At 39.2% G+C, this 24,399-nt stretch carries 23 protein-coding genes and 1 pseudogene; 22 read left to right on the top strand and 2 right to left on the bottom strand.

Annotated features, from left to right (window positions below; genetic code table 11):
- The first annotated feature begins 21 nt into the window (after positions 1 to 21).
- The 12 genes from BQ7344_RS12850 (at position 22) to BQ7344_RS12905 (ending at position 14,092) form a co-directional block, all read left to right on the top strand.
- Positions 22 to 981, top strand: coding sequence for a M28 family metallopeptidase (locus BQ7344_RS12850; RefSeq protein ID WP_235816116.1), 960 nt, complete (start codon positions 22 to 24; stop codon positions 979 to 981).
- A gap of 96 nt (positions 982 to 1,077) precedes the next feature.
- Entirely contained in the window at positions 1,078 to 1,575 is a 498-nt protein-coding gene (locus tag BQ7344_RS12855; RefSeq protein ID WP_072522859.1) for a hypothetical protein, read from the top strand.
- A gap of 3 nt (positions 1,576 to 1,578) precedes the next feature.
- Positions 1,579 to 2,268 (top strand): RNA polymerase sigma factor, encoded by a 690-nt coding sequence (locus BQ7344_RS12860; protein ID WP_235816117.1) that lies wholly within the window; start codon positions 1,579 to 1,581, stop codon positions 2,266 to 2,268.
- Positions 2,265 to 3,434: a hypothetical protein gene (locus tag BQ7344_RS12865; RefSeq protein ID WP_072522860.1), complete on the top strand. Its 1,170-nt coding sequence runs from the start codon at positions 2,265 to 2,267 to the stop codon at positions 3,432 to 3,434. The genes BQ7344_RS12860 and BQ7344_RS12865 overlap by 4 nt, the downstream gene beginning before the upstream one ends.
- Before the next feature lie 34 nt (positions 3,435 to 3,468).
- A complete protein-coding gene (locus tag BQ7344_RS12870; RefSeq protein ID WP_072522861.1) occupies positions 3,469 to 5,715 on the top strand; it encodes a DUF2298 domain-containing protein in 2,247 nt (748 codons plus the stop codon).
- A 428-nt stretch (positions 5,716 to 6,143) separates the two neighbouring features.
- Complete coding sequence (locus BQ7344_RS12875; protein WP_072522862.1) at positions 6,144 to 7,091, top strand: helix-turn-helix domain-containing protein; 948 nt, start codon at positions 6,144 to 6,146, stop codon at positions 7,089 to 7,091.
- 244 nt (positions 7,092 to 7,335) lie between these two features.
- Complete coding sequence (locus BQ7344_RS12880) at positions 7,336 to 7,506, top strand: DUF6034 family protein (RefSeq protein WP_159431378.1); 171 nt, start codon at positions 7,336 to 7,338, stop codon at positions 7,504 to 7,506.
- A 319-nt stretch (positions 7,507 to 7,825) separates the two neighbouring features.
- Complete coding sequence (locus tag BQ7344_RS12885) at positions 7,826 to 8,206, top strand: poly(ADP-ribose) polymerase family protein (RefSeq protein WP_235816118.1); 381 nt, start codon at positions 7,826 to 7,828, stop codon at positions 8,204 to 8,206.
- Between the two features lie 310 nt (positions 8,207 to 8,516).
- Positions 8,517 to 9,851 carry an ABC transporter substrate-binding protein gene (locus BQ7344_RS12890; protein ID WP_072522864.1) on the top strand — a complete coding sequence of 445 codons (1,335 nt, stop codon included), beginning with the start codon at positions 8,517 to 8,519 and terminating at the stop codon, positions 9,849 to 9,851.
- Positions 9,852 to 9,972: 121 nt separating this feature from the next.
- Positions 9,973 to 10,869 (top strand): carbohydrate ABC transporter permease, encoded by an 897-nt coding sequence (locus BQ7344_RS12895; protein ID WP_072522865.1) that lies wholly within the window; start codon positions 9,973 to 9,975, stop codon positions 10,867 to 10,869.
- A gap of 27 nt (positions 10,870 to 10,896) precedes the next feature.
- Positions 10,897 to 11,739 (top strand): carbohydrate ABC transporter permease, encoded by an 843-nt coding sequence (locus BQ7344_RS12900; RefSeq protein WP_159431379.1) that lies wholly within the window; start codon positions 10,897 to 10,899, stop codon positions 11,737 to 11,739.
- Positions 11,740 to 11,758: 19 nt separating this feature from the next.
- A complete protein-coding gene (locus BQ7344_RS12905) occupies positions 11,759 to 14,092 on the top strand; it encodes a glycoside hydrolase family 95 protein (protein ID WP_072522866.1) in 2,334 nt (777 codons plus the stop codon).
- Between the two features lie 6 nt (positions 14,093 to 14,098).
- Here the strand turns inward: BQ7344_RS12905 and BQ7344_RS12910 are convergent, their stop codons facing one another.
- Positions 14,099 to 15,103, bottom strand: coding sequence for a LacI family DNA-binding transcriptional regulator (locus BQ7344_RS12910; RefSeq protein ID WP_072522867.1), 1,005 nt, complete (start codon positions 15,101 to 15,103; stop codon positions 14,099 to 14,101).
- A 453-nt stretch (positions 15,104 to 15,556) separates the two neighbouring features.
- Here BQ7344_RS12910 and BQ7344_RS12915 point away from each other — a divergent pair, with 453 nt between their 5' ends.
- From BQ7344_RS12915 to BQ7344_RS12955, 9 genes and pseudogenes are all read left to right on the top strand, one after another.
- The gene (locus BQ7344_RS12915; RefSeq protein ID WP_072522868.1) at positions 15,557 to 16,264 is read left to right on the top strand and encodes a FadR/GntR family transcriptional regulator; all 708 of its coding nucleotides are present in this window, start codon (positions 15,557 to 15,559) and stop codon (positions 16,262 to 16,264) included.
- 134 nt (positions 16,265 to 16,398) lie between these two features.
- Positions 16,399 to 17,529: an Ldh family oxidoreductase gene (locus tag BQ7344_RS12920; protein ID WP_072522869.1), complete on the top strand. Its 1,131-nt coding sequence runs from the start codon at positions 16,399 to 16,401 to the stop codon at positions 17,527 to 17,529.
- Between the two features lie 98 nt (positions 17,530 to 17,627).
- A complete protein-coding gene (locus BQ7344_RS12925) occupies positions 17,628 to 18,803 on the top strand; it encodes an NAD(P)-dependent malic enzyme (protein WP_072522870.1) in 1,176 nt (391 codons plus the stop codon).
- A 12-nt stretch (positions 18,804 to 18,815) separates the two neighbouring features.
- Positions 18,816 to 18,914: pseudogene (locus BQ7344_RS16860) on the top strand (amidase); the annotation flags it as partial.
- A 260-nt stretch (positions 18,915 to 19,174) separates the two neighbouring features.
- Positions 19,175 to 19,432, top strand: a complete 258-nt coding sequence (locus BQ7344_RS16730) for a hypothetical protein (RefSeq protein WP_330392870.1) — start codon at positions 19,175 to 19,177, stop codon at positions 19,430 to 19,432.
- 4 nt (positions 19,433 to 19,436) lie between these two features.
- Positions 19,437 to 19,733, top strand: coding sequence for a DUF4869 domain-containing protein (locus BQ7344_RS12940; RefSeq protein ID WP_083585546.1), 297 nt, complete (start codon positions 19,437 to 19,439; stop codon positions 19,731 to 19,733).
- Positions 19,694 to 19,996 carry a hypothetical protein gene (locus BQ7344_RS12945; RefSeq protein WP_072522871.1) on the top strand — a complete coding sequence of 101 codons (303 nt, stop codon included), beginning with the start codon at positions 19,694 to 19,696 and terminating at the stop codon, positions 19,994 to 19,996. Before BQ7344_RS12940 ends, BQ7344_RS12945 begins: the two co-directional genes overlap by 40 nt.
- A gap of 547 nt (positions 19,997 to 20,543) precedes the next feature.
- The gene (locus BQ7344_RS12950; RefSeq protein WP_072522872.1) at positions 20,544 to 21,044 is read left to right on the top strand and encodes a nitroreductase family protein; all 501 of its coding nucleotides are present in this window, start codon (positions 20,544 to 20,546) and stop codon (positions 21,042 to 21,044) included.
- Positions 21,045 to 21,076: 32 nt separating this feature from the next.
- Entirely contained in the window at positions 21,077 to 21,637 is a 561-nt protein-coding gene (locus BQ7344_RS12955; RefSeq protein ID WP_072522873.1) for an NUDIX hydrolase, read from the top strand.
- Between the two features lie 76 nt (positions 21,638 to 21,713).
- Here the strand turns inward: BQ7344_RS12955 and BQ7344_RS12960 are convergent, their stop codons facing one another.
- Positions 21,714 to 22,358, bottom strand: coding sequence for a Crp/Fnr family transcriptional regulator (locus BQ7344_RS12960; RefSeq protein ID WP_235816119.1), 645 nt, complete (start codon positions 22,356 to 22,358; stop codon positions 21,714 to 21,716).
- Positions 22,359 to 22,606: 248 nt separating this feature from the next.
- On the opposite strand from BQ7344_RS12960, the gene BQ7344_RS12965 reads away from it, so the two are divergent.
- Positions 22,607 to 24,397 (top strand): flavin reductase, encoded by a 1,791-nt coding sequence (locus BQ7344_RS12965; RefSeq protein WP_072522874.1) that lies wholly within the window; start codon positions 22,607 to 22,609, stop codon positions 24,395 to 24,397.
- Positions 24,398 to 24,399 lie beyond the last annotated feature (2 nt).

Here is a 24,399-nt window from a genome sequence, read left to right on the forward strand (position 1 = left end):
ATGATCATATTTGCCTTAATTATGGCTATATCCGTAGCAACACCAATCCAGGCAATGGCAGAAAGTGTTACACAGTCTGACGTGGAAATGCAGCCTTCGGAACAGAACATTGAGCAGATCATTGATGAGATTACGTCTGAACCGCATCCAATAAATTCTGATGCGATCCAGAATGTAAAGGAATACATCATCCAATATTGGGGTGATTTGGGATATGATGAGATAGAATGTCAGAAGTTTGAATATAATGATGAAAATAATGAAAATGCAATACGGCGTTCCTCACAGGCAGATGTATTTCTGGCACCAACGGCCGAAAATGCAACTATTGACGGCACTGGTGAAAATATTATTGTGACAAAAAAGTCATCCACTGATATGACGAAAAATCTGATCATAAGTGCCCATTATGACAGTGCAGAAGATTCGGTAGGAGCCAATGATAACGGTTCCGGAGTGGCAGCAGTACTTGAACTGGCAAGAATTTTAAAAGATACAGAGATGCCGTATAATGTAAAATTCATCCTGTTTTCGGGCGAAGAAAAATATATGCTGGGTTCAAGATGGTATGTTGGCAATCTGTCTGAGGACGAGCGGAAGCAGATCATCGGAGTAATAAATATTGATACCATCGCAGAAAAAAGTGATCTGGGTTATATGGCGATGATCGAAGGAAACAAACGACCAGATGATATAGAGTATGACGATGAGGGACTGAAAAAACTGGCCGAGTTAAATAAAAACAGCATGTCAGATTTATTTACATCCAGTGACAGATTCTACCTGACAATGGTAACTAACAGTGACCATTATCCATTTGCTTTGGTGGATATCCCGGCAGTTTCCATTGTCCAGGACTGGCAGGATGGATTGAACGTGAATGACAGTTCTGATGTAAAAGAGAATATGGATATGCAGAGGATTGTGGAAGTGATTGAGAAGGTTACGGAAGTGCTTTCTGAGATACCATCAAATAATTAATAAAGAAGAGAGTAAAGCAGAGCCGGGATTTTTTACGATATATAGTATGAGCAGGAAAATTTTCTTTCGAAATACAAGACAAGGAGAAACAAAACGATGAAAAAAGGAACAATGATGGTTTTTTCGGCATTATTGATGAGCTGCTTTTTAGCAGTTCCGGCAGAAGCTAAGAGCATCGAGAATGGTACTTACCGTGTATGCAAAAATGATATTTTTATTGACTATGATCAATTAAACTGCAAAAAGATCGTTACGGAAATAAAAGATGATGGGTCATTCACTGCAGTTGATCTGGGAGAGTGGTTAGAAGAACAGGATATTTATGATATTTCGGTAATTGAAGATGATGAAAATACCGGCTATAAAAAAAAGTTTTATGAGAGAAATCCAGAAAAAGAGGCATCAGATGAATTTTATGATTCAGAAGATACTTCCTATATTGATTTCCAGGGATTGGTGTATGAGGGGGATGTTATCCGCAGTACGGATTCTTTCCAGGAAACGGTAACGGAAGTAAGTTTTGATGGAAGCTTCTATACGGAGACGGAAATGACAGGTCTGTATGTGGATGGAAAGACAACGCAAATCAAATAATTTATGGAGAATATAAGGGGCTATCGTGATGATATGCTCCTTTTTCATGCTATAATTAAAAAAAATATAAATTTTTTGAGACGATCATCAAAAAAAGACGACTTTATAATTGAGAACATTTTGGAGGGGGTGAATATCATAGACGATATAAGAATCATAGAGCTCTATTTTGAAAGAAATGAGCAAGCGATTAAGGAAACGGATATAAAATATGGAAAACTCTGTCATAAACTTTCCTATAATGTCCTGAATAATCGCCAGGATTCGGAAGAGTGTGTAAATACCACTTATTTAGAAGTGTGGAATAGAATCCCACCGACAAGGCCTGCAAAATTTAAAGCTTATATTTCTATAATTGTCAGAGATATTTCTATAGATAAATTAAGGCATCTGACGGCTAAAAAGAGGTCGGCTGATATGGTTATGGCATTGGATGAACTTACAGAGGTACTGCCAGATGAAAGGCATGCGCCTGGAAGGAACGATGAAGAGATTGGAAAATTGATCAGTATTTTTCTTCGTAAACAAAAAGAAGAGGTTCAGAGGGTGTTTGTTCTAAAGTATTTTTATTTCGAATCTAACAGGGCTATTGCGGAAAAATATGGTTTTACTGAACGCAAAGTAACGAATATGCTGGCCCGTACCAGAAATAAATTAAAAAAATATCTGATTGAGGAGGGAATCTACATATGAATATACCAAGAATTGTAAATGCTATCGGTTATATTGATGATGACCTTATCACGGCAGCACTGGAAGATCCGCCGAGGAAAAGGCATAATCTTATGATTAAATGGATGCCGGTTGCCGCTTGTTTGGCGCTAGTCATGATTGCAGGTATTCTCGTTCCACATTTTTTACGGACTGCTACAATAGCTGAAAGTAAATATAAATATCATGTTTCTGAAACAGAACGGGCGATAGAATGGCCATGGAAATACAAGACTCCTGCTGAAAAGTATCCTGTTGTTAAATTTAATGGAAAACAGTTTACTGCGAAAAGTCAGAATTCTATTCATACAGAGGTAATGGGGGAGGTAATTGGCAACTGTGTGGCAGAAGGGCTTGATTCTGATACAGGAAAGGCATACACGGAAACATTTGAGGTGCGGAAGATTAAGGGCATATCAGAGGAACTGATGATTGCCGTAGGCAATGAGGATGGATTTTATGTTTATGCGGCTGATGAAGAGGCGGTTCCAGATACGTTAAGTAAGTTACTGGAACTTTATGAACTTTCTCAAAACTTAGAGTTGAACTATGCGACAAAATGTGAAGGTTATGAGGAAAAAGAGGAGCTTTTGCTGGATAATGATGAGAAGATCTGGCGGATCCTTTATGGCTGTGGCGATGCAAAGCTTGATGATACAATTGACTTCTTTGAAAGAGAGAATCGAAGATGTCTGGCTTTTACGGCAACTTCTGAAGCATTGGGTGTCTATAACCGGGTGATCTACATTTCTGAGGATGGTTACTTTGCTACTAATATTTTTGATTATGAATATAGTTATTTTATTGGAAAAGAGGCAGCAGGACAGATCATCAGTTATGTACAAAAACATTCCACGGAAACAAAGTCCAGTACCAGTCTGCCAACCATATCCGGAACTGTTACAGAAATAGGAAATGGATATATTATGGTTGATGACACCGTTTTATGTAAGAAATCAAAAGCAGGAAAGAAATATAAGGTATATACAGATGATATAAAAATAAGAAGATGGATTGAAAGCGGAGAACTTAAAGAAGGGGATCTGGTAATTGTTGAATATGAAGGTGAAATTTCCAGTAACTATGAAGTAAAGGGAGCGTATTCCATATTTACAGGAACTCTTGAAGAAAATGGTATTTTAAACTAGGAATAACAAAAACAGGAAAGGGAAGGTTACAGATGTGAAGATAAAACGAAATTATTTGATAAAGATTGCACCGGCTGTTTTATTAGTAGTTGGTGCTTACTGGCTCCTCGGTTCTGATTTTTTTACATTTCTGATCTGGTGGGAAATGATATGCCTACTAGGTCTGGTATTTATGCCGGTAACATCCCGTATATTCAGGGGCTTTGATGATAATGGCTGGATGTTTTCTAAAGTACTGGCAGTCGCTGTATGCGGATATGTGCAGTGGCTGCTGGCCTGTTTAAAAATCACTCCATTTACGGGAATGACTTGTGTTATCATCACGGTTATTTGTTGTCTGGGCAGTATTTTGTATGGAATCAAATGTAAGAACAGAATCACGAATTCTCTTCCCTGGGAACAGACACCCCTGGTTTACCGGGAAGAAATTCTGTTTTTTCTGGTGTTTCTTTTCTGGACATATCTGGCGGGATTTCATCCGGCGGCTCATGGAACGGAAAAATATATGGATTTTGGTTTTATGCAGTCCATGATGAGAAGTACAACCTTACCAGCCCAAGATATGTGGTTTGCCGGAAAGTCTTTTAATTATTATTATGGTGGACAGTATCTTGCCGTATTCCTTACGAAGCTGACCGGGACAAGCGTGGAGATCACTTATAATCTGATGAGGACTATGGTCGCCGCTTTTGCCTTTGTTCTTCCCTTTAGTCTGGTACGCCAGATGTTGAAGGACAAATTAAGGACTGGGAGAAAATGGTCTTTAGATCTTGGTGGTATCCTGGCAGGGATGGCGGTGTCTATGAGTGGGAATTTCCACTATATTATTTATGGAATCATCCTTAGACTGCTGAAAATAAAAACAGATTACTGGTTTCCAAGCTCTACCCGTTATATAGGTTTTGATCCGGCTGTGACCGGGGATGAGACAATCCATGAGTTTCCGTCCTATTCGTTTGTACTGGGAGATCTTCATGCCCATGTGATCAATGTCTTTTTGGTCCTGACGGTACTTGGAATCCTTTATTCCTGGATGAAGACAAATTCGGGAAAAAGTTGGAGACAGAAAGAAATCGGACTGCTTGGATTGCTTCTGGGAATGTTCCTTTTTTCTAATACCTGGGATTTTATGATCTATTACGTTGTAATCTGCGGAACATTGCTCTTGGGAAATCTGAAACGTTATTCCTCTGATCCTTTTATAAGCCAAGCATTGAAATGGAGTGTGATACAGTGGGGTGAACTGCTATCTGCTGCTTTCCTTGCATCACTTCCATTTCATCTGTCTTTTGAAAATGTAATGGTCCAGGGAATTGGAATCGTAAAAATACATACTGCTTTTTACCAGTTCTGTGTATTATGGGCATTCCCGCTTTTGGTCTGTGTACTATTTGTTATTGGAATTCTGAAAAAAATACGAACATTTCCAGATAAAAAGATACGAAGTTTTTTTAGCAATGTAAAGTATCCTGATTTGTATGGGCTGGTTCTTGTACTTTGTGCTATGGGACTGATCTTTATTCCTGAAATTGTTTATGTCCGGGATATTTATGAAAAAACAGCTCCAAGAGCCAATACCATGTTTAAACTGACTTATCAGGCATACATCATGTTTGGAATTATGATGGCATATATATTGGTTTCATTTACAGTAACCAGGATAAAAAGATGTAATGGTGCTGACAATGCTGTAATATGTAAAGGACTGCTGAGGTGCCCAAGACGTCAGGTCCTGACAGGGATCATTGTGATCCTGCTTCTGATTTCAACTTGCGGATACCTGGAAAATGCAATCATTCATTGGTTTGGAGGATTCCCGAAAAGAAGTGCATACCAGACACTAAACGCAACGAACTATTTGGAAAATGCGATTCCTGATGATGCCGCTGGAATCCGCTGGCTAAATGATAATGTCAATGGACAACCTGTTGTTCTTGAAGCCAGTGGGGACAGTTATAAGGATTATGATAACCGTGTTTCGGCAATGACAGGACTGCCAACGGTTTTAGGCTGGTATGTGCATGAATGGCTGTGGAGAAATAATTTGGAAGAGGAAAATCAACGAAAAGAAGATGTGCAGACCATATACACTTCAAGCAACGCTGAGCAAATAAAATCCTTGATAGAAAAGTACAAGATTTCCTATTTATTTATTGGAAGCTGTGAAGTTGAGAAGTATGGAGAGATCAATAGCGAATTCTTAACTTCGCTGGGAAAAGTTGTTTTCCGACAGGGTGAGACGATGATAATTGAGGTTTTCGATGGGGAGAGGGGTGATTGATATAAAAAAGATAAAATTTTGTAAAATGTGTTACCTTATGTAAAAGAAATACGCTACTCATACTATATATCGTAAAAAATTTCGTATGGTAACAAAAGAATTCAAATTTTTTTAATCAGAAAAAAACCACTACTCATTCAAGTAATGGGCTCCTTACTTTGGTTTGTTAAGATATACTAGGTAAAAAGGAGAACAGTGTTTGAAGCATTTTTACTTTATGTGATTACTTGTATATGGGCAAATATAGAATGGTACTTTAGAATGGGCTATGGTAAAATAAGACAAAAGCTTAAAAGGTTTTTGAAGACAAAATAACGTTAAAATATTTTAGACATACAATGTCTGGTTGAAAATTAGTGGATTCTCGTTTTATGTCGTGGTAATTTGGGAGCATGTTGGTAAGCTGTAAGTGAAAGAGAGGTAGGAGCATGGACACGAAAAAGATTGGAGCTTTTTTAAAGCAATGTCGTAAGGAAAAAAATCTGACACAAGAGCAGCTTGCTGAAAAGTTTGGAGTATCCGCAAGAACAGTTTCCAGATGGGAAACAGGAACAAATCTGCCGGATCTTAGTATACTTGTTGAACTTGCTGAGTATTATGATGTTGAAATGAGAGAGCTCCTGGATGGAGAAAGGAGCCAGACTATGAATAAAGAGATGAAAGAAACTCTGGACAAAGTTGCAGTGTATGAAGAATGGGCGAAACGAAAAGCATTAAAAGCTGGAAATCTTGCATTTGCATCAATGTTTATGATTGGTGTTGTGGCAATTATTATTCAGATGCTATTGACAGTGGATATTCGCTTTGTTTTAGGAGAAACAATAAGCGTTTTAGCAGGAGGAATCCTGTATGCAGCTATTATGGTATACAATGGAATATGGGATAAATGTCTGCCAAAAAGTGCTACCATATGGAGAGATTTTCTTACCAGTGTGATATGTGCAGAAATTTTTTCTGCCATCTATGGTGTATGCTTGCTAAAAATGGGAGCTACAGAAACACAGATAACACGATTAGCATTGGAGTTTTTGATTGGCATTACTATTGTGGAATTTATTATTCTTAGAATCTTGGCATTTATCAATCAGAAAAAGAATCAAAGGCCAGCAAATGATCAGGATGAAAAAGCGGCTTCATTATCTAAGATGGAATATATTAAGATTTACAATGCACAAAATATAGTAGAGACAGAACAAATCATGGAAATGTTAAAGCAAAATGGAATAGTAGCTTTTTCGCAGGAATCAGGTGCGAATGTTGCGATGCATGGGGCACCTGGATTTGGAATATATGGGGTGGATATATTTGTAAAAACCGATGATGCAGAGAAGGCGGCAGGGGTGATCAAGGAGATTAATAACCAAGAGAATGAATAAAGAGTAGATAATTTGGTGAATATATGTTAATTTAATTATAGACCGTAGGAAGGCGAGGGTAATGCCTGAATCCAAATATTCTATTTGCGGGTGGGCGACTGTTAAAATAGTCGCCCATTCTTTTGGAATACTCACTACATCTCTATTTTGGGATTAGAGGAGAGAGGGGCAGGAAACTATAATTTACTCTTCCATAGGAATTTAGGTTTTTAGGTCACCATCGGATTTTTCAATTTTGTCAGGAATGCACTTTAAAAACATTTCAAATAGAAGTTTTATTTCTGACGGAACACTGGTCATGGGAGACGTGACGATGGATGATGCAGGTGTTCCACTCCTTACTATCGATGCACGTGATGGCAGCGTGATACAAAGAGTACAGGCGGGGTGGGCAGTTTCTACGGGAGACAAGTAAATATTTATAAAGATCTGCTATTACGAGAACCAATTTGCCTGTATATGCATCTAATTAGTGTAAAACAAAAACGTATATAAATCCGGCCGGATAAAAGGAGAAGACAAAGTTATGACAAAAGATGCATTTATTAAGGAGGTTCGGGATGCAGAAGCCATGCTGTATCATATATCAAAGTCTATTTTGAAGAATGACTCTAAATGAGATTGCAGAGCTTGCTTGAGCGTGGTAAAATATATAATCATATCTGTATTGAATAAAATCTGAAATTGAGTTACTTAAAAAGTGACGTTGATAAAAATCCAAAAGAGAGTAAAGAATGAATGAAATAGGATATCATGGAACCTGTTCAAAACATAAAGACAGTATAGAAAGCAATGGATTTGATCCTGCGAAATGCAACTATCGTGCTGATCATTGGCTGGGACAGGGAGTATATTTTTTTGACGATTATGAGAAAGCATTATGGTGGTCTGCAACAGCTGCTTTGCATAATAACGATTTTGGAAGAGTGATTTTTAAGGCGACTATAGAAGCACCAGATGAAGAAGTATTGGATTTGGATGATAATAAACAATTGGATGCATTTTTCACGGAGGTTATCCAATGCATAGATGAAATAGAAAAAGATTGTTCTGGAAATATGCCTGTATTTGATGATAAAAATTTTCGTGCTCTTTTCTTTGATTATTATTTATAAAAATTCAGTTGGTGACCTAAAATCTGCATGCTACTATAAATTTATAGAATAAAGTAAAGCAGAAGCCAGAAAATCAGTAAAGGATTTTCTGGCCTTTTTTGTTTTAATAAGAATTTATAAATGAAAAATTGTAAAAAACAAACAAAATTAATGCGCTTAAATTGTCACATACGACAAAATGCACAAAAGCGGTTGACACTGTCATATGTTAAATGTATTATAGTCTACAGAAAGTGTTTTTTTTGAAACAAAAATGAACCGGTTCACTTTTGAAACACTAAGTATTACACACATATTCAGGAGGGTATTTATGAAAGCAAACAAAGTATTAGCTATGACATTAGCTATGGCAATGACAGCTGGTATGCTTGCAGGATGTGGCTCATCAGAAAAAGAAGTAAAAGAAACAAAGAAAGTAGAAGACAGTGCTTCAGAGGGAGAACAGATCACATTAAATTACTGGACCTGGTTCCCGAGTAAAGACCAGATTCAGGAGACTGTTGATGCGTTTGAAAAGGAAAACCCTGACATTAAGATCAACATGACAGTAATGGAGAGTAAGGCATTCCAGGAAAAAGTTCCGCTGGCATTAAGTACAGAGGAAGATATTGATGTTATTGGAGTTCAGCCGTCAGCATTTGCAGAAGAAGTTCAGGATTATCTGGCAAATCTGGATGAATTGATGCCGGAAGCAGCAGGAGAAGACTGGAAAGATGCTTATTCAGAGAAGTGTCTTGAGCAGGGAAACCAGCTGACAGGCGGAGATACAAAGATGCTGGTACTCACAAATTCAGGATCAATGGTCGGATTTTATAATGCAGCTCTCTTAAAAGAAATCGGTGCGGAAGTACCTAAGACATTTGAAGAGTATAAAGCAGTAGCTGAAGCATTTAAAGAAAAATACCCGGACAAATATGTAAGTGTATTTGCAGGAAAAGATTCATGGGTTGTAGATGAAATGATGCTGACAGTTCTTGGACAGCAGGGAGATTACTACAATAAATGGAGATACGATGGAGAACCTGTTGACAGTGAGGAATTTAAAGAGGCAATCAACGGTTTGAAGAAATATTTTGATGAGGGCATCTTCTCAGCAGACGTACTTGACCTGGATTATGCAAGTGCAACAGAAGAATTCACAAATGGAGATGCACTTGTTTATTACATGGGTTCCTGGGAAGCACCATTATTGTCCAAGACATTAAGAGACAAAAACGGAATCGAACTTGAAAATGTTGGTGCTATGGCACTTCCAACAGCAGAAGATGATGGACAGCTTACCGTACGTTCTTATATTGACTCCGGAATCGGTGTGGTTGACTATTCAGAGAAGAAAGAAGCTGCAGCTAAGTTTGTTGCATATATGACATTAGGCGATGGAGCAGATATCTTTGGAAAACAGCTTACAGGAACTTCTGCTAAAAAGGATTTTGCAGTGGATGAATCATTATTTGATACAGAGGAATCCAAAGCTGGATGGGATACCATTGTTGATCTGATCAACACAGCAACCGCAGACAGAAATAACGTTTCTGGTTATTCTGATGTTGAAGGTGCAGCAGTTCAGAGCGTACTGAACGGATCAGTATCCACAGAGAGTGCGTTGGAAGATCTTCAGAAAGAATGGACAAGTGGAAAGTATTAATCAGAACAGATAAATGAAAATCTGATGGCAGCATAAAAGAGGAGGCTTCTGACTGCATGACTGGTATAAAAACAGGCAGAGCAGTTGGAAGCCTTTTTTCTACAGAATTGAGGATATTAAGATGACAGGTAAAAAAACAGGACTGAAGGTGGCTAAAAAGAATAACAGAGCGGGATTTTTATTTCTGCTTCCGTTAATTGTTATTTTTATAGGTTTGTTAGGCTATAGTTTCTACTTCCTGATCTCAAACAGTTTCAGAGATGTAACGATAACATTTCGCAGATCAGAATTTGTTGGTTTAGCAAACTATCAAACAATTTTTAAGGATAAGAGTTTTTGGAAATCACTCTTAAATACCTTTATTTTATCAACAGCTAATATTTTTTGTGGTTTAACTTTTGGATTTATCATAGCAATTATTTTGAATTTTAAAATCAAAGGAAAAAGATTTTTCCATGCATTGTTCTTTATTCCGTCAATGCTTCCAATCGCACTGATGGCAACTGTTTTTGGATCAATGCTTGAGTACAAGAATGGTATTGTAAACCAGATCTTAAGAGGTGTCGGACTTGGCGCACTTGCGCAGAGATGGCTTGCAGATCCGAAACTGGCAATGGGAGCTGTGTGTTCCGTTTCCATTTTCATGATAGGTATCCCGATCATGTATTATACGGCGGATCTGACAACGATCAGCAGAAGTATTCTGGAAGCAGCAACAATCGATGGAGCCGGAATGAAAGACCAGCTGTTACTGATCATTTTTCCGGTTCTGAAAAATACACATAAAACAATCATTCTTTCCATGCTTCTTGGTGGTTTCCGAGAAATGGAACGAGTTTATCTGATGACAGACGGAGGTCCGGGAGGATGTACGGAGATCATCGGAACCTATATCTATCGTGCTACACGTTCAGCAGGATCAAACATCGGACTTGTCTGTGCTGCGGCGATCATTGTATTAATTGTTGCATTTATTATTTCATTTATTCAGTTAAAGCTGACATCAAAGAACGGGTAGGTGTAGAAAATGAAAAAAATAAAGAAGATGAAAGAAAAAGATTTTGAAATGGAACAGGATCTGTTTGCCATTTCAAAAGCGAACAGAAGAGGAATGATCATTTTTCTGGCAGTAATGCTGGCTTTATGGTGTGTGCCGATTTATTCTTTGTTAAAAGACTCTTTAAAAGTACATGGATTAGAAAACTACTGGTATGTTCTTACAAATGAAGTAAATGGCGTACCGTTTTATCAGTATTTTATAAACTCAATTATCAATGCAGTCTTTGCATCTGCGCTTCTGGTGTTGATCTGCTCATTCTCCGGCTTTGCATTTTCAAAGATTGAATTTACAGGAAGAAAATTTATTTACAACCTTGTGTTAATGTGTCTTGCAATTTCAGGACCAATCCTGATCATCCCATTCTTCTATATTTATAAGACAGCACATTTGTATAATACACATGTAGCAATCATTCTTTCGGAATGTCTGATCACAATTCCGTTTGGAGTACTCATGATGAAAAACTTTTTCGACGGACTTCCGACTGAACTGATGGAATCAGCAAATGTGGATGGTGCATCCATTCAGCGCTGTTTCTTCAGTATTTATCTGCCATTGGCAAAACCGGCGATCATCAACCTTGCAGTACTGCAGATTATGTGGTCTTTCCAGGATTTCCTTTTCCCGTTGATGTTCCTTACAAAAGATAAAGCGTATACCACAACAGTTGCGGTAAATGCATTTAAAGGGGCATATGGAATGACTCCGCAGAATCTTGGAAGATACAATGCAGCCCTTGTGTTGATTTCCATTCCAAGTATTCTGATATTTACCTTTGCACAGAAATTTATTGTAAATGGAATTACTTCAGGTGCGGTAAAAGAATAAACACGAAAGGTTTAATTCTATGAATAAAACATTAAAATATATTTCACCAGCGAAATCATTTACAGAGGCGTTGCCTCTTGGAAATGGATCTCTTGGAGCAATGGTTTATGGAGGCGTTCCGGAGGAAAAGATTACTTTAAACTATGATACATTTTGGTCAGGAACAGGGCACCGGGAAGAAAAAGAAGTATCCACAGATACACTTGAGTATGCAAGGAAACTGCTCTTTGAGGAAAAATTCTGGGAAGCTGAGCAGTACATGAAAGAAAATATGCTCGGTTTTTACAATGAATCCTATATGCCTTTGGGAATCCTTAATTATGAGTTTGAAAAGATTGAGGAACCACAGGAATATGTGCGTTCTCTTGATCTGGAAAAGGCAATACTCACTTCAGAATTTAAAGCGCATGAAACTGTTTATACATCTAGAATGTTTATATCAAATCCGGCAAAAGCACTTGTGATCAGAATTACATCAAATGGACCAGATAAACTGAGTTTAAGAGTCGAGCTTGACAGTAAGGTAGAGCATTTAGCTAAAACTGAAAATAATAATTGTTTACTTATCAGCGGAAATGCACCATCAAATGTTCAGCCCAATTATGTGGAATGTGATCATCCAATCGTTTACGAAGAGAAAAATCCAGGAATGGCATTTTGCTGTTATTTACAGGCTGTTCATATAGGTGGAAGTGCTACAGTAAGTTCCGATAGTTTGAGCATTAAGGATGCTGACGAAATTGTATTCTATCTCACTGCGGCAGATGGCTATAAGGGATATGACCAGAAGATTGAAACAAATCCGGAAGCATGTGAGAAGAACTGTCGTGATCAGATCAGGATATTAAACTCGAAAACATATGATGAACTTGAGAAAGAACATATAGCAGACTATCAGTCCGTTTATAAAAATGTATCACTTGAATTGGATGGAACAGAAAATAACTTGCCGACAGACGAACGTCTGAGACGGGTTCAAAATGGAAAACAGGATCTGGGATTATCCTGTCTGTTTTTCCACTATAATCGATATCTTATGATTGCCAGTTCAAGAAAAGGTACGCAGCCGGCTAACCTGCAGGGAATCTGGAGTGAAAGCATCAGGCCGGTGTGGAGTAGCAACTGGACGACGAACATTAATACAGAAATGAATTATTGGTTCAATGGTCCGTGCAATTTGATTGAGAGTTTTGAACCATTTGTTGATTTTGTTGAAGAGCTGAGTCATGCCGGAGAAGAAACTGCAAAGAAACAGTGCCATTGTTCCGGGTGGACAGCAAACCATAATGTGGATATCTGGAGACAGACCGGTCCTGTAGATGGTGAGCCTAAGTATGCATACTGGCCAATGGGTGGTGTTTGGCTGTGCTCACAGAGTTATGAATATTTCAGATATTCCGAAGATATGAAAACTTTAAAAAATAAAATATATCCGTCACTGAGAGGATCTGTGCTCTTTTGCCTTGACTGGATGCAGCAGAGAGAAGATGGACTCTATTATACGGCGCCGTCTACTTCACCTGAGAACACATTTGAAGATGATGAAGGACACTCCTGCGGCGTAAGCTATATGACCACAATGGATCTGGCAATCATAAAAGAGTTATTTGCAAATTATTTAGCGGCAGCGGATGTATTAGGAATCGAAGAAGATTTGATCAAACTGGTGAAAGAACGCAGCAAACTGCTTCCTGGTTATCAGATTGGAAAAACAGGAATGATTCAGGAATGGATCAAAGATTTTGAAAAGTCAGATGTTGGACACAGACATTTTTCACCTGTATTTGGATTCCATCCGGGGCATTCAATCAAGAAAACCGATACAGAATTAGTACAGGCATGTCAGAATTTTATAGAAGAAAAAGCTGAAAATTTCAAACAGCAGATTGGATGGAGCTGTGCATGGCTAATTAATTTATGGGCAAGATTAGGTGATGGCACAAAGGCGAATCACTACTATGAAGAGCTTCTTCGCCAGTCAGTTTATGACAATTTATTTGATCTTCATCCACCATTAGGTGAAACGGAGGGAGAACGAGAAGTATTCCAGATTGATGGAAACTTTGGAAGTGCAAGCGGCGTTGCCGAAATGCTGATTAGCAGCGAGAAAGGCAAAATTACGATTCTTCCGGCGCTGCCAGACAGCTGGAAAAATGGAAAAGTAAGGGGACTCTTAGCAGCAGGCGCTATTGAAGTGGATATCACATGGAAAGACAGAAAACCTGTCAGTGTATCTCTGTGTTCTTCTTCAGATCAGAATGTAAGCCTTTTCTATAGAAACAGGAAACTGGCTGAACAGATAGAATTAAAAAAACAGGAACAACAAATCATAAACTTGTGTTCCTGCGAATAAATTAAATCATACTAATTGTCGGATACTTTCTTTATAATGCATGGTTGGTTTATGCATGATAGTCTTTGGATAATCAGAGTAATCGCCACAGATTCGTTTGTAAAGAAGTTTGCCAGCTTCTGTTCCCATAAGGTTGGTGGGTTGCTCTGCAAAAGATAGCGGTGGGTTAACCACATTTGCAAGAGGAAAGTTATCGAATCCAATGACAGAGATATCCTCCGGTATCTTTAAACGTAAATAGTTGATTGCAAGATAAGCACCAATGGTCATATCATAATTACTTATGAATATGGCTGTTGGTCTTTTTTTGAGTTTACATAGACGGAGCATGGCCTCATAGCCGCCATCTATACTGTAGTCTCCGCATTGAATATAATCATCACAGAGTGTTAAACCAACCTCTGTCATAGCCTTTTTGTAGCCGTTGAGACGCCCAACACTGGTGTAATGATTTGGGCTTCCGGTTATGATAGCAATATCCTTATGTCCCAGATCAATTAAACGCTGAGTAGATTCAAATCCAGCAAGTTCATTGTCAAGGACGATGCAGTCGGTTGCGTGATCTTTGATTTCCTGGTCAAGGAGAATCAATGGGATATTGCTTTTCTGAATCATTTCGATTTGTTTGCCATCAGAGGCATATGGAATCAGTACGATTCCATCAACCATACGATCGATAAGATATTGTGTTTTACGCAATTCCATTTCGGCATTGTTATGGCATTCGCATACGATAACACTGTATCCTAAAGGTAATAATGTGGATTCAATAGATGAGATCATAGAAGTACAAAATGTGGAATCAAGCATTGGCAGCAGGATGGCAACGGAGAATGATTTGGCATTGCGCAGTCCTTTAGCTATATTATTTGGGTGAAAATCAAGTTCTTTGATTGCTTCTTCTATTGCCAGACGTGTGCTTTCTTTTACTGTCTTGCCATTAATGTACTTGGAAACAGTACCTACAGAAAGTCCGGCACGAGCTGCAACATCGCGTATTGTTGAGGCCATAATAACGCCTCCCTTCTTAATATGATTGTATTATAAAAATATTAGCATAATTATAGGAATTATTCAATGTTGTTAAAGGTGTATATATTCCTTAATGAATCCTTTGAACCCTGTTCGCTCCGTTCACAGCAGCCTGGTCAAAATCCATTCCACTTGCTGTAAACTGTCAGGAATGCTATATTATAGAAATAACGTAACTATTCAGAAGATAGTATCCCGCGAGGCGTTTTGGCATGTTTTTTGCCAAAATCCCGAGACATATAAGGCAAAATGCCATCACCGAAGGTGATTTGGAATGCATTTTGACTCGTAACTGTGAGGGTACTGAACAGTTACGAAATAACTGTCATACTGTACAGTTGTATCAAAAATAAACTCTATGGGAAAGACAGTGAAAAAATGATACCGCCTGTAAGAATACACGGACGGAAATGGGATGTGGAGGCATGGAGTATGTTTAAAGAAATTAGAGATGAACGGACTTTTAACGGGATTTTAAATCAGATTATAGAGAATATTCAGAATGGCAGTCTCAAAGCGGGCGATGCCCTTCCGGCGGAGCGGACAATGGCGGAGATCATGGGAGTGTCCAGGCCGGCAGTCAGAGAAGTTTTGAGAGCACTGGAACTGCTGGGAATAGTCAAGCCGGTGCCGGGAGGCGGGAATTATATTACGGAGGATCTGGATACCTGGCTGATCGAACCCTTATCCATACTTTTTAAATTAAATAATGGATATCTGCGCCAGAATCAGCAGTTCCGTGCGGCACTGGAGAGAGAAGCGGCAATTCTTGCGGCGCGAAAGTGCACACCGTTGGATGCAGCAGAATTATGGGTGATTCTTGCACGGCTGGACGCCGCAGAAGATGAAAAGATACGAGGTGAACTGGATCGCGAACTTCATAAGAAGATTGCAAAGATCGCAGATAACCCGATGGTTTACAGTGTCCTTGCGGCAGCGGATCAGCTTACTGAGAGTATTGTTTCCGGGACGAGAGATTACATTATGAAAAAGAATAATTCTGCCAGAGAGGTTGATGACCAGCATCATCGGCTTGTTGAGGCGATCATCAACGGAGATGCAGAACAGGCGGAACGATGTATGTCCGAACATATGGATACGATTGAACGTTATATGGAAGAAATGCAAAAAAAATTCTGAGAAATTTTGGTCATTTTTACAGGATGAATTGATAGGATCTCTATTGTATTTTGGTAATACCAGTGGTATAATCAAAATACAAATTGGTAATGCCAATAAATAAAACAGGCAATACCAGAAAGAGAGGCGAAACAATGGGATATGTGAAATGGTCATATGAGACACTGAATCATTTTTGCGGAGACGTATTCAAGGCGTTTGGTTTTTCAGAGGAAGAAAGCAATCAGATCAAGGATGTACTTCTTACGGCTGACCTTTATGGAATTGAAAGTCATGGTATGCAGAGAATGGTGCGTTATCATAAGGGAATCGAAAAGGGAACGATCCATCCGCAGGCAAAGCCTGAAATTGTATTTGAAACACCGATATCTGCAGTGATTGATGGTCATAATGGAATGGGACAGCTTATTTCCGTTTATGCAATGAAAAAAGCAATCGAAAAAGCCAAAAGAACCGGAGTTGGAATTGTAACTGTCCGTGAGTCCAATCATTTCGGTATCGCCGGATATTATGCAAAGATGGCGTGCGATGAGGGACTTCTGGGAATGGCCTGTACAAATTCAGAGGCTATTATGGTTCCTACGTTTGGCAAAAAAGCCATGCTTGGATCAAACCCAATCGCAGTAGCTATGCCGGCAGATCCGTATCCGTTTTTCTTTGACTCTTCTACCACGGTAGTTACAAGAGGAAAACTCGAAATGTACAACAAAATGGAGAAACCGCTTCCGAATGGATGGGCGCTGGACAAAGATGGTCATGCAAGTACAGATGCACCGGATGTCCTTTCCAATATTGTTGCAAAGAAGGGCGGTGGAATCATGCCTCTTGGTGGAAATGAAGAGGTTACAGGAAGCCACAAGGGATATGGATATGGTATGCTGTGTGAACTGTTCAGTTCCATTCTTTCTATGGGTGTTACTTCGGATCATTGTTGCACATTCCCGGATAAAACAGGAATCTGCCATGGATTTATGGCAATCGATCCGGCTGCATTTGGTGATCCTCAGGCAATCCGCAGACACTTTTCAGAATACCTGGAAGCTTTGAGAGAAAGTCCGAAGGCAGAAGGCAAAGATCGTATTTATACACATGGTGAAAAAGAAGTTTTGGCAGAAAAAGACAGAAGAGAGCATGGATTACCTGTAAACGATAATACGATGGTCGAACTTGCTAATCTGTGTGGATATCTCAAACTTGACTTTGATAAATATTTTGACGGATATGAGCTTCCAAAAGAAAGCAAATTCTTTACCGGTAATTATTAATAGATTAGAAGATTGCTGTGAACGGAGTGAACAGCAACAATAGAAGAGTCGAATGATACGTTTTTACAAAATTTAAGATACCAGGGAGGACAATAGAAATGGATTATGCAAAAGAATCTTTAAGATTGCATGGAGAATGGAAAGGTAAGATTGAAGTTGTAACAAGAGTACCTGTAGAAAATAAAGATGATCTGTCACTTGCCTATACACCAGGTGTTGCACAGCCTTGTCTTGAAATCCAGAAGGATGTGGATAAATCTTATGATCTTACCAGAAGATGGAACATGTGTCTGGTAGTAACTGACGGCTCAGCTGTTCTTGGACTTGGAAACATCGGACCAGAGGCCGGAATGCCGGTAATGGAAGGAAAATGTGTACTTTTCAAGGCATTTGGCGATGTAGATGCATTCCCTCTTTGTATCAAGAGCAATGATGTAGATGAGATCGTTAATACAATTTATCTGATCTCCGGTTCTTTTGGCGGAGTAAATCTGGAAGATATTTCAGCACCGAGATGTTTTGAAATTGAGAAGAAATTAAAAGAAAAATGTGATATCCCGATTTTCCACGACGATCAGCATGGTACAGCTATCATCACTCTTGCCGGTCTGACCAACGCACTGAAGGTTGTAGGAAAGAAAAAAGAAGATGTTCGTATCGTTATGAACGGAGCAGGAGCTGCTGCAATTTCTATTGCACGTCTCCTTCTGACAGCAGGATTCAAAGATATCACTCTCTGCGACAGAAAGGGTGCAATCTACGAGGGACGCCCGGAAGGCATGAATCCGGTCAAAGATGAAATGGCTAAAGTTACTAACCTGGCTAAAAAATCCGGTTCTCTTGCAGATATGCTGGTTGGCGCAGATGTATTTATCGGTGTTTCTGCACCGGGTGCTGTTACAACAGAGATGGTTAAGACCATGAACAAAGATGCAGTTGTTTTTGCATGTGCGAACCCGATTCCGGAGATTTTCCCGGATGATGCAAAGGCAGGCGGAGCAAAAGTTGTTTCCACAGGAAGAAGTGATTTCCCGAACCAGATCAACAACGTACTTGCTTTCCCGGGAATCTTCCGTGGTGCATTTGATGTGAGAGCAAAAGAAATCAATGACGAAATGAAGTTGGCAGCGTCTGAAGCACTTGCAAATCTGATCACAGATGAGGAACTTTCTCCGGAGTATATCATTCCGAAGGCATTTGATAAGCGAGTAGGACCAGCGGTAGCCAAAGCGGTTGCTGAGGCAGCAAAGAGAACCGGTGTAGCTCGTATTTAATAATCAAGATATATGCAGAATGATTTTATTGATGGAGCTCTTGGAACGAAAGAAGCCGTCGTAATTGTTCCTAAAGTAGAAGAGAAAATCAGAAATTTCAAAGGAACAGTTTTTTTACACGAGATATGCAGGAAACTGCACTGAAGGCCATGAAAGCGTGCCAGATAGATATTGTTGGATGAACGGATTACAAAAAGATATGGAATAAGGTAAAGCAGAAGCCAGAAAATCAGTAAAGGATTTTCTGGCTTTTTTGTTAGCATAAGAATTTTTTATGAGAACTTATCGTCATCCTGATGCATCTAATCAGTGTAAAAGAAAAAAGCAAACACGTGTAGTAATCCGGTCGGACAAAAGGAGAAGACAAAGTTATGACAAAAGATGCATTTATTAGGGAGGTTCGGGATGCAGAAGCCATGCTGTATCATATATCAAAGTCCATTCTGAAGAATGACTCTGATTGTGGGGATGCTGTGCAGGAAACAATTCTTAAGGCATATGAAAAACTTCCTACATTAAAAAATGGTGCCCTGATTATCAGAAACAGCTTCCCACAACTGGTTGATATAGATAACCTGCAGGCGGTACATTTTGGGAACATTGACCAGTGGCTTGAAGTGCGGGAGTAGAACTATGTTAAGCATGTATTTGGGAAAAATGGAAGAGGCAGTTTATTACCCACCTGTTTATTTTGATAATCGTTATGAGGATGAATGGATTACAGACAAACAGTCTGTTGAGATTATTCGAGACGTGGACAAATCTGATGTAGTAAGTGCACATCTGATTGAAAGCCCAGTTCTTGGTCCTATTTCACCCAAAGAATTGTCAGGGGGCGTAAAGACAGTCCTATTGATGCTATTTGATGAGACAGGAAGAATTTTTAATGCATGTATAAGATATATTCTGATGAAAATGTTTTGCCGATAAAGCCGGAAAAAATAATTGTTGAAGATTCAAATTCAGGGTATGATTTTTTTCATTCGGTAAGTGAAGATCAGGCTTCGGAAGAATATATTGAGAGCAGTGAATTCTTCAGCTGGGAGAGATACTTTACCAAGTTATTGATTGAGCAAACCGAAGGTACTTATCTGAAATATAAAAAGTCCAGATTGAATAAGTTTTATCTCCATGAAAAGAATAAAGACACTATTTTAAAAAGTATCAAGGGAATAAAATTTAAAAATTATTAAAAATGGGAAAATTCGGGCCAAACCAGTTGGAAAATGCCTTTTCCATGATACTCAGACTTTCCTCAGGAGTCAGTGGATTGTATATATCTTAATATTGTTGTGTTGTTGTGTAGAAGATGACTGCGAGAGGAGTAAGTTGTCTGGAGGTCAACGAAAATATAGGTGCCGAATGACTATGGAAAGGATAAGCTGTGTGGAGACCAATCAAAATTGTGGTGCTAGATGACCTGGGAAAGAGTAAGTCTGCTGGAAACCAACATGATTTAGATAAAATGGTTGGCCAGTGATAGAGCAAGTATCTTGCAGGTCATTGAAGGTAATAAAATTGGATGGTTTGTATATGAGCAACACCAATTTAAGCCAATAAAATGAATATATAATGGACCCTATAATTAAAATGATTTTACAAAAAAAATCAGGAAAATATGATAGAAAAAACTGTTATTGTGAGAATTAATTGCGGATGAAGTGAAGATATTTGTTAGCTTTATAAAATATACATGTTATAATGGAACTATCTTAAATAATAAGCAAGGGACCATGTAATATGAACAGTATTTTTCACAGAATCAGTGTAAGAAAATATGAAGATAGACCAGTAGAAACGGAAAAAATCATGGAGATTCTGAAGGCGGGAATGCAGGCACCAAGTGCATGTAACCAGCAGCCGTGGGAATTTTTTGTGGTAACAGATAAAGAAAAAATCCAGAAATTATCCAAAGTAACTCCATACACCGGATGTGCAGCAGGGGCACCTGTAGTTATTGTTCCTGTATATCATACAGAAGGACTTGTTGCACCATCTTTTGCGCAAATTGATATGGCGATTGCACAGCAGAATATCTGGCTGGAAACAGATGCGCTGGGCCTCGGAGGAGTATGGTTTGGTATCGCACCGATGGAGGATCGAATGGAAGAAGTCCACAGATTTCTGGAGCTTCCGGAAAATGTGAAGGTATTTTCTATGTTTGCACTGGGCTATCCGGCAGAGACAAGACCTCAGCAGAACCGATTTGCGCCTGAAAGAATACATTTCATTGAGAAATAAAAACTAATACGGATAAGAAGGAAAGAATAAAAATGGAATTATTTGATGTTATAGACAGCAAGGGTAATCCAACAGGACAGATTGTATCAAGGGAAAAAGCGCATGCAGAGGGAATTCCGCACAGAACAGCTCATATATGGATCATCCGTGAAAAAGAAGGCAGAGTGCAGATTCTCTTACAGAAACGATCACAGAATAAGGATTCCTTTCCGGGAAAATTTGATACTTCTTCAGCCGGACATATTCAGGCAGGAGATGAACCATTGGAATCTGCACTTCGGGAACTGAAGGAAGAACTGGGAATCAGTGCAGTACCAGAACAGCTGCATTTTGCCGGAACCTTCCCAATATCTTTTGCCAGAGAATTTCACGGGAAAATGTTCCGCGATGAAGAAATTGCTTTTGTTTATATCTACAAAGAATCTGTAAATACAGATGAACTTGTATTTCAGACGGAAGAAGTAGAGAGCGTTCAGTGGTTTGACCTGGAGGAAGTCTGTGAAAAATGCGAAAAATACAGAGATATCTTCTGCGTACCCACCGGAGGCCTGGAAGTGGTGCGGAAATATCTGGATAAGGTAAAAACTGCATGAAAGATGGAAACCGTGCGGAGAGTAAGTCAAATGAAAGTCCGTGTAAATTGGATGCTCCAGACATGAGAAAATCCAGTTACTCCCGCAGACGAATATTTCTTCCTTTTTTGGTTAGAATCCCCTCTTTTTCCAGATTTTTCAGCTCTCTGGTCATGGCACTTCTGTCCACGGTAAGATATTGAGCCAGTGCGGTATAAGACATAGGAATCTGTACGCTATGGCTGTGAGTCTGGCTGGAAAGGTTGTTCAGATATGCCAGTAATTTTTTTTTGGTCGTGGTTCTGGATAATACATAAATCCGTTCCATTTGCTGCCTGGACTGCATAGCCGCCATCTGCAGCAGATTGCTGACCATCTGACTGTGATGGTGGCATGCTTTTTCACATCTTTTGATCACATGATCATAATCAATGAACATTACCTTTGTTTCTTCTTCGGCGGTCACATAATAATGCTGAGAGTCTGCCGGGAGAAGAAACGGTTCTCCAAAAACAGCATCTTTCTTAAGCTTATCGATCATATATTCATTTCCTTCTTCGTCGCAGCAGTAAAGAATTGCTCTGCCATAAAGAATCAGGCCGATCTTGTTCATAGAACGGGAATATTCCATGATCGTCTCTCCATTTCGGAAAATATCTTCTCTTGCATGAAAACAGACGCGCATTCGTTCCTGCTCTTCAGGAAGAATATCCGTAAAAAGTGTAATATGTTTTTCCATCATGTTTCCCCCTTTTTCCAGATTATAACATATTTTTTCAGGCAGATCATTAATTTGTGACTTTTGCAACAGAAATTCCTGCGCCATTCTGTTATTCTTTTAACAAAGTTATGAATTGCAACAAAGTTACAGAATACAGGAAACAAAGACTATAAAACAAATAAAAGTAAAACAATAAAACTAAACCAGCACAAGTAAACAGAAAAAACGGAAACTTAATTATTCAATCTAAGAGAAACGGAGGAAATTATATGAAAATCACAGATACCATCAAATACGTAGGTGTAAACGATCACCGCATTGATCTTTTTGAAGGGCAGTACAAAGTCCCGGGTGGAATGTCTTATAATTCTTATGTGATCCTGGACGAAAAAATTGCGGTTATGGATACTGTAGATGCAGATTTTACTCACCAGTGGCTTGACAATATCCAGCAGGTTCTGGATGGCCGTAAACCGGATTATCTGATTGTACAGCACATGGAACCTGATCATGCAGCCAATGTTGCAAATTTCCTGAAAGTATATCCGGATACTACAGTAGTTGCTACAGGTAAAGCGTTTGGCATGATCCGAAACTTTTTTGAACTGGATCTGGAAGGAAAGAAAATAGAAGCGGAAAACGGCAGTACACTTTCTCTCGGATATCATCAGCTTACTTTCGTATTTGCACCGATGGTTCACTGGCCGGAAGTTATGGTTACTTATGACAGCACAGAAAAGGTTCTTTTTTCCGCAGATGGCTTTGGAAAGTTCGGAGCGCTGGATGTGGAAGAACCATGGGATGACGAGGCAAGAAGATATTTTATCGGTATCGTAGGAAAATACGGTGCACAGGTACAGAAACTTCTCAAAGTAGCGGCCACTCTCGATATTCAGAAAATCTGTCCGCTTCATGGACCTGTTCTTACAGAAGATCTCGGACATTATATCGGGCTTTATGATACATGGTCTTCCTATATGCCGGAAGATGACGGAATTGTGATTGCCTATACTTCCGTATATGGACACACCAGAATGGCAGTTTCTCTTCTTGCTGAAAAATTAAAAGCAAAAGGATGTCCAAGGGTTCTGGTTTATGATCTTGCAAGAGATGATATGTCCCAGGCATTGAGTGATGCTTTCCGCTATTCAAAACTGATCCTGGCAACCACAACTTACAATGCAGGTATCTATCCGTTTATGAATGATTTTATTACCCGACTGGTAGAACACAATTACCAGAATCGTACCGTCGGCCTCATTGAAAATGGTTCATGGGCACCTCTGGCAGCAAAAATTATGAAAGAAATGATGTCTAAGTGCAAAAAAATCGACTGGCTGAAAAACTCTGTACACATCTGGTCTGCTGTAAAGGAAGAAAACCGTAAACAGATCGATGATATGACAGATGAACTCTGCAAAGAATATATTGCAAAAGATGATACTCTTGCAAACAAAAATGACATGACTGCGCTTTTCCGCATCGGTTATGGCCTTTATGTAGTTACCTCCAACGATGGAAGAAAAGATAACGGTCTTATTGTAAATACAGTTACGCAGCTGACGGACAATCCATATCGCGTAGCTGTAAATATCAACAAGGCAAATTATTCTCATCATGTAATCCGGCAGACAGGTGTTCTCAATGTAAACTGCCTGTCCGTAGATGCACCGTTCTCTGTTTTTCAGCAGTTTGGCTTCCAGTCAGGAAGAACTGTCGACAAATTTGCAGGACAGAAGATCAACCGTTCCGGAAACGGACTTGTATTTCTGGATAAATATATCAATGCATTCATGTCACTGAAAGTAGAACAGTATGTCGACCTTGATACGCATGGAATGTTCATCTGTAGCGTTACAGAAGCCCGTGTTATGAGTGATCAGGATACCATGACTTACACTTATTACCAGCAGAATGTAAAACCGAAGCCGGAAACAGAAGGTAAAAAAGGTTTTGTCTGCAAAGTCTGCGGCTATGTCTACGAAGGCGATGAACTTCCGGAAGACATCATTTGCCCGCTGTGCAAGCATGGAGCTGTGGATTTTGAACCGATACAGTAAAA

This window comes from Blautia sp. Marseille-P3087 (genome assembly GCF_900120195.1).
GTDB lineage: Bacteria > Bacillota > Clostridia > Lachnospirales > Lachnospiraceae > Blautia_A.

Coding starts and splice junctions, on each gene's coding strand:
- BQ7344_RS12850 (WP_235816116.1), top strand. CDS start 22: ATGGCTATATCCGTAGCAACACCAATCCAGGCAATGGCAGAAAGTGTT.
- BQ7344_RS12855 (WP_072522859.1), top strand. CDS start 1,078: ATGAAAAAAGGAACAATGATGGTTTTTTCGGCATTATTGATGAGCTGC.
- BQ7344_RS12860 (WP_235816117.1), top strand. CDS start 1,579: ATGGAGAATATAAGGGGCTATCGTGATGATATGCTCCTTTTTCATGCT.
- BQ7344_RS12865 (WP_072522860.1), top strand. CDS start 2,265: ATGAATATACCAAGAATTGTAAATGCTATCGGTTATATTGATGATGAC.
- BQ7344_RS12875 (WP_072522862.1), top strand. CDS start 6,144: ATGGACACGAAAAAGATTGGAGCTTTTTTAAAGCAATGTCGTAAGGAA.
- BQ7344_RS12880 (WP_159431378.1), top strand. CDS start 7,336: ATGCACTTTAAAAACATTTCAAATAGAAGTTTTATTTCTGACGGAACA.
- BQ7344_RS12885 (WP_235816118.1), top strand. CDS start 7,826: ATGAATGAAATAGGATATCATGGAACCTGTTCAAAACATAAAGACAGT.
- BQ7344_RS12890 (WP_072522864.1), top strand. CDS start 8,517: ATGAAAGCAAACAAAGTATTAGCTATGACATTAGCTATGGCAATGACA.
- BQ7344_RS12895 (WP_072522865.1), top strand. CDS start 9,973: ATGACAGGTAAAAAAACAGGACTGAAGGTGGCTAAAAAGAATAACAGA.
- BQ7344_RS12900 (WP_159431379.1), top strand. CDS start 10,897: ATGAAAGAAAAAGATTTTGAAATGGAACAGGATCTGTTTGCCATTTCA.
- BQ7344_RS12905 (WP_072522866.1), top strand. CDS start 11,759: ATGAATAAAACATTAAAATATATTTCACCAGCGAAATCATTTACAGAG.
- BQ7344_RS12910 (WP_072522867.1), bottom strand. CDS start 15,103: ATGGCCTCAACAATACGCGATGTTGCAGCTCGTGCCGGACTTTCTGTA.
- BQ7344_RS12915 (WP_072522868.1), top strand. CDS start 15,557: ATGTTTAAAGAAATTAGAGATGAACGGACTTTTAACGGGATTTTAAAT.
- BQ7344_RS12920 (WP_072522869.1), top strand. CDS start 16,399: ATGGGATATGTGAAATGGTCATATGAGACACTGAATCATTTTTGCGGA.
- BQ7344_RS12925 (WP_072522870.1), top strand. CDS start 17,628: ATGGATTATGCAAAAGAATCTTTAAGATTGCATGGAGAATGGAAAGGT.
- BQ7344_RS16730 (WP_330392870.1), top strand. CDS start 19,175: ATGACAAAAGATGCATTTATTAGGGAGGTTCGGGATGCAGAAGCCATG.
- BQ7344_RS12940 (WP_083585546.1), top strand. CDS start 19,437: ATGTTAAGCATGTATTTGGGAAAAATGGAAGAGGCAGTTTATTACCCA.
- BQ7344_RS12945 (WP_072522871.1), top strand. CDS start 19,694: ATGTATAAGATATATTCTGATGAAAATGTTTTGCCGATAAAGCCGGAA.
- BQ7344_RS12950 (WP_072522872.1), top strand. CDS start 20,544: ATGAACAGTATTTTTCACAGAATCAGTGTAAGAAAATATGAAGATAGA.
- BQ7344_RS12955 (WP_072522873.1), top strand. CDS start 21,077: ATGGAATTATTTGATGTTATAGACAGCAAGGGTAATCCAACAGGACAG.
- BQ7344_RS12960 (WP_235816119.1), bottom strand. CDS start 22,358: ATGATGGAAAAACATATTACACTTTTTACGGATATTCTTCCTGAAGAG.
- BQ7344_RS12965 (WP_072522874.1), top strand. CDS start 22,607: ATGAAAATCACAGATACCATCAAATACGTAGGTGTAAACGATCACCGC.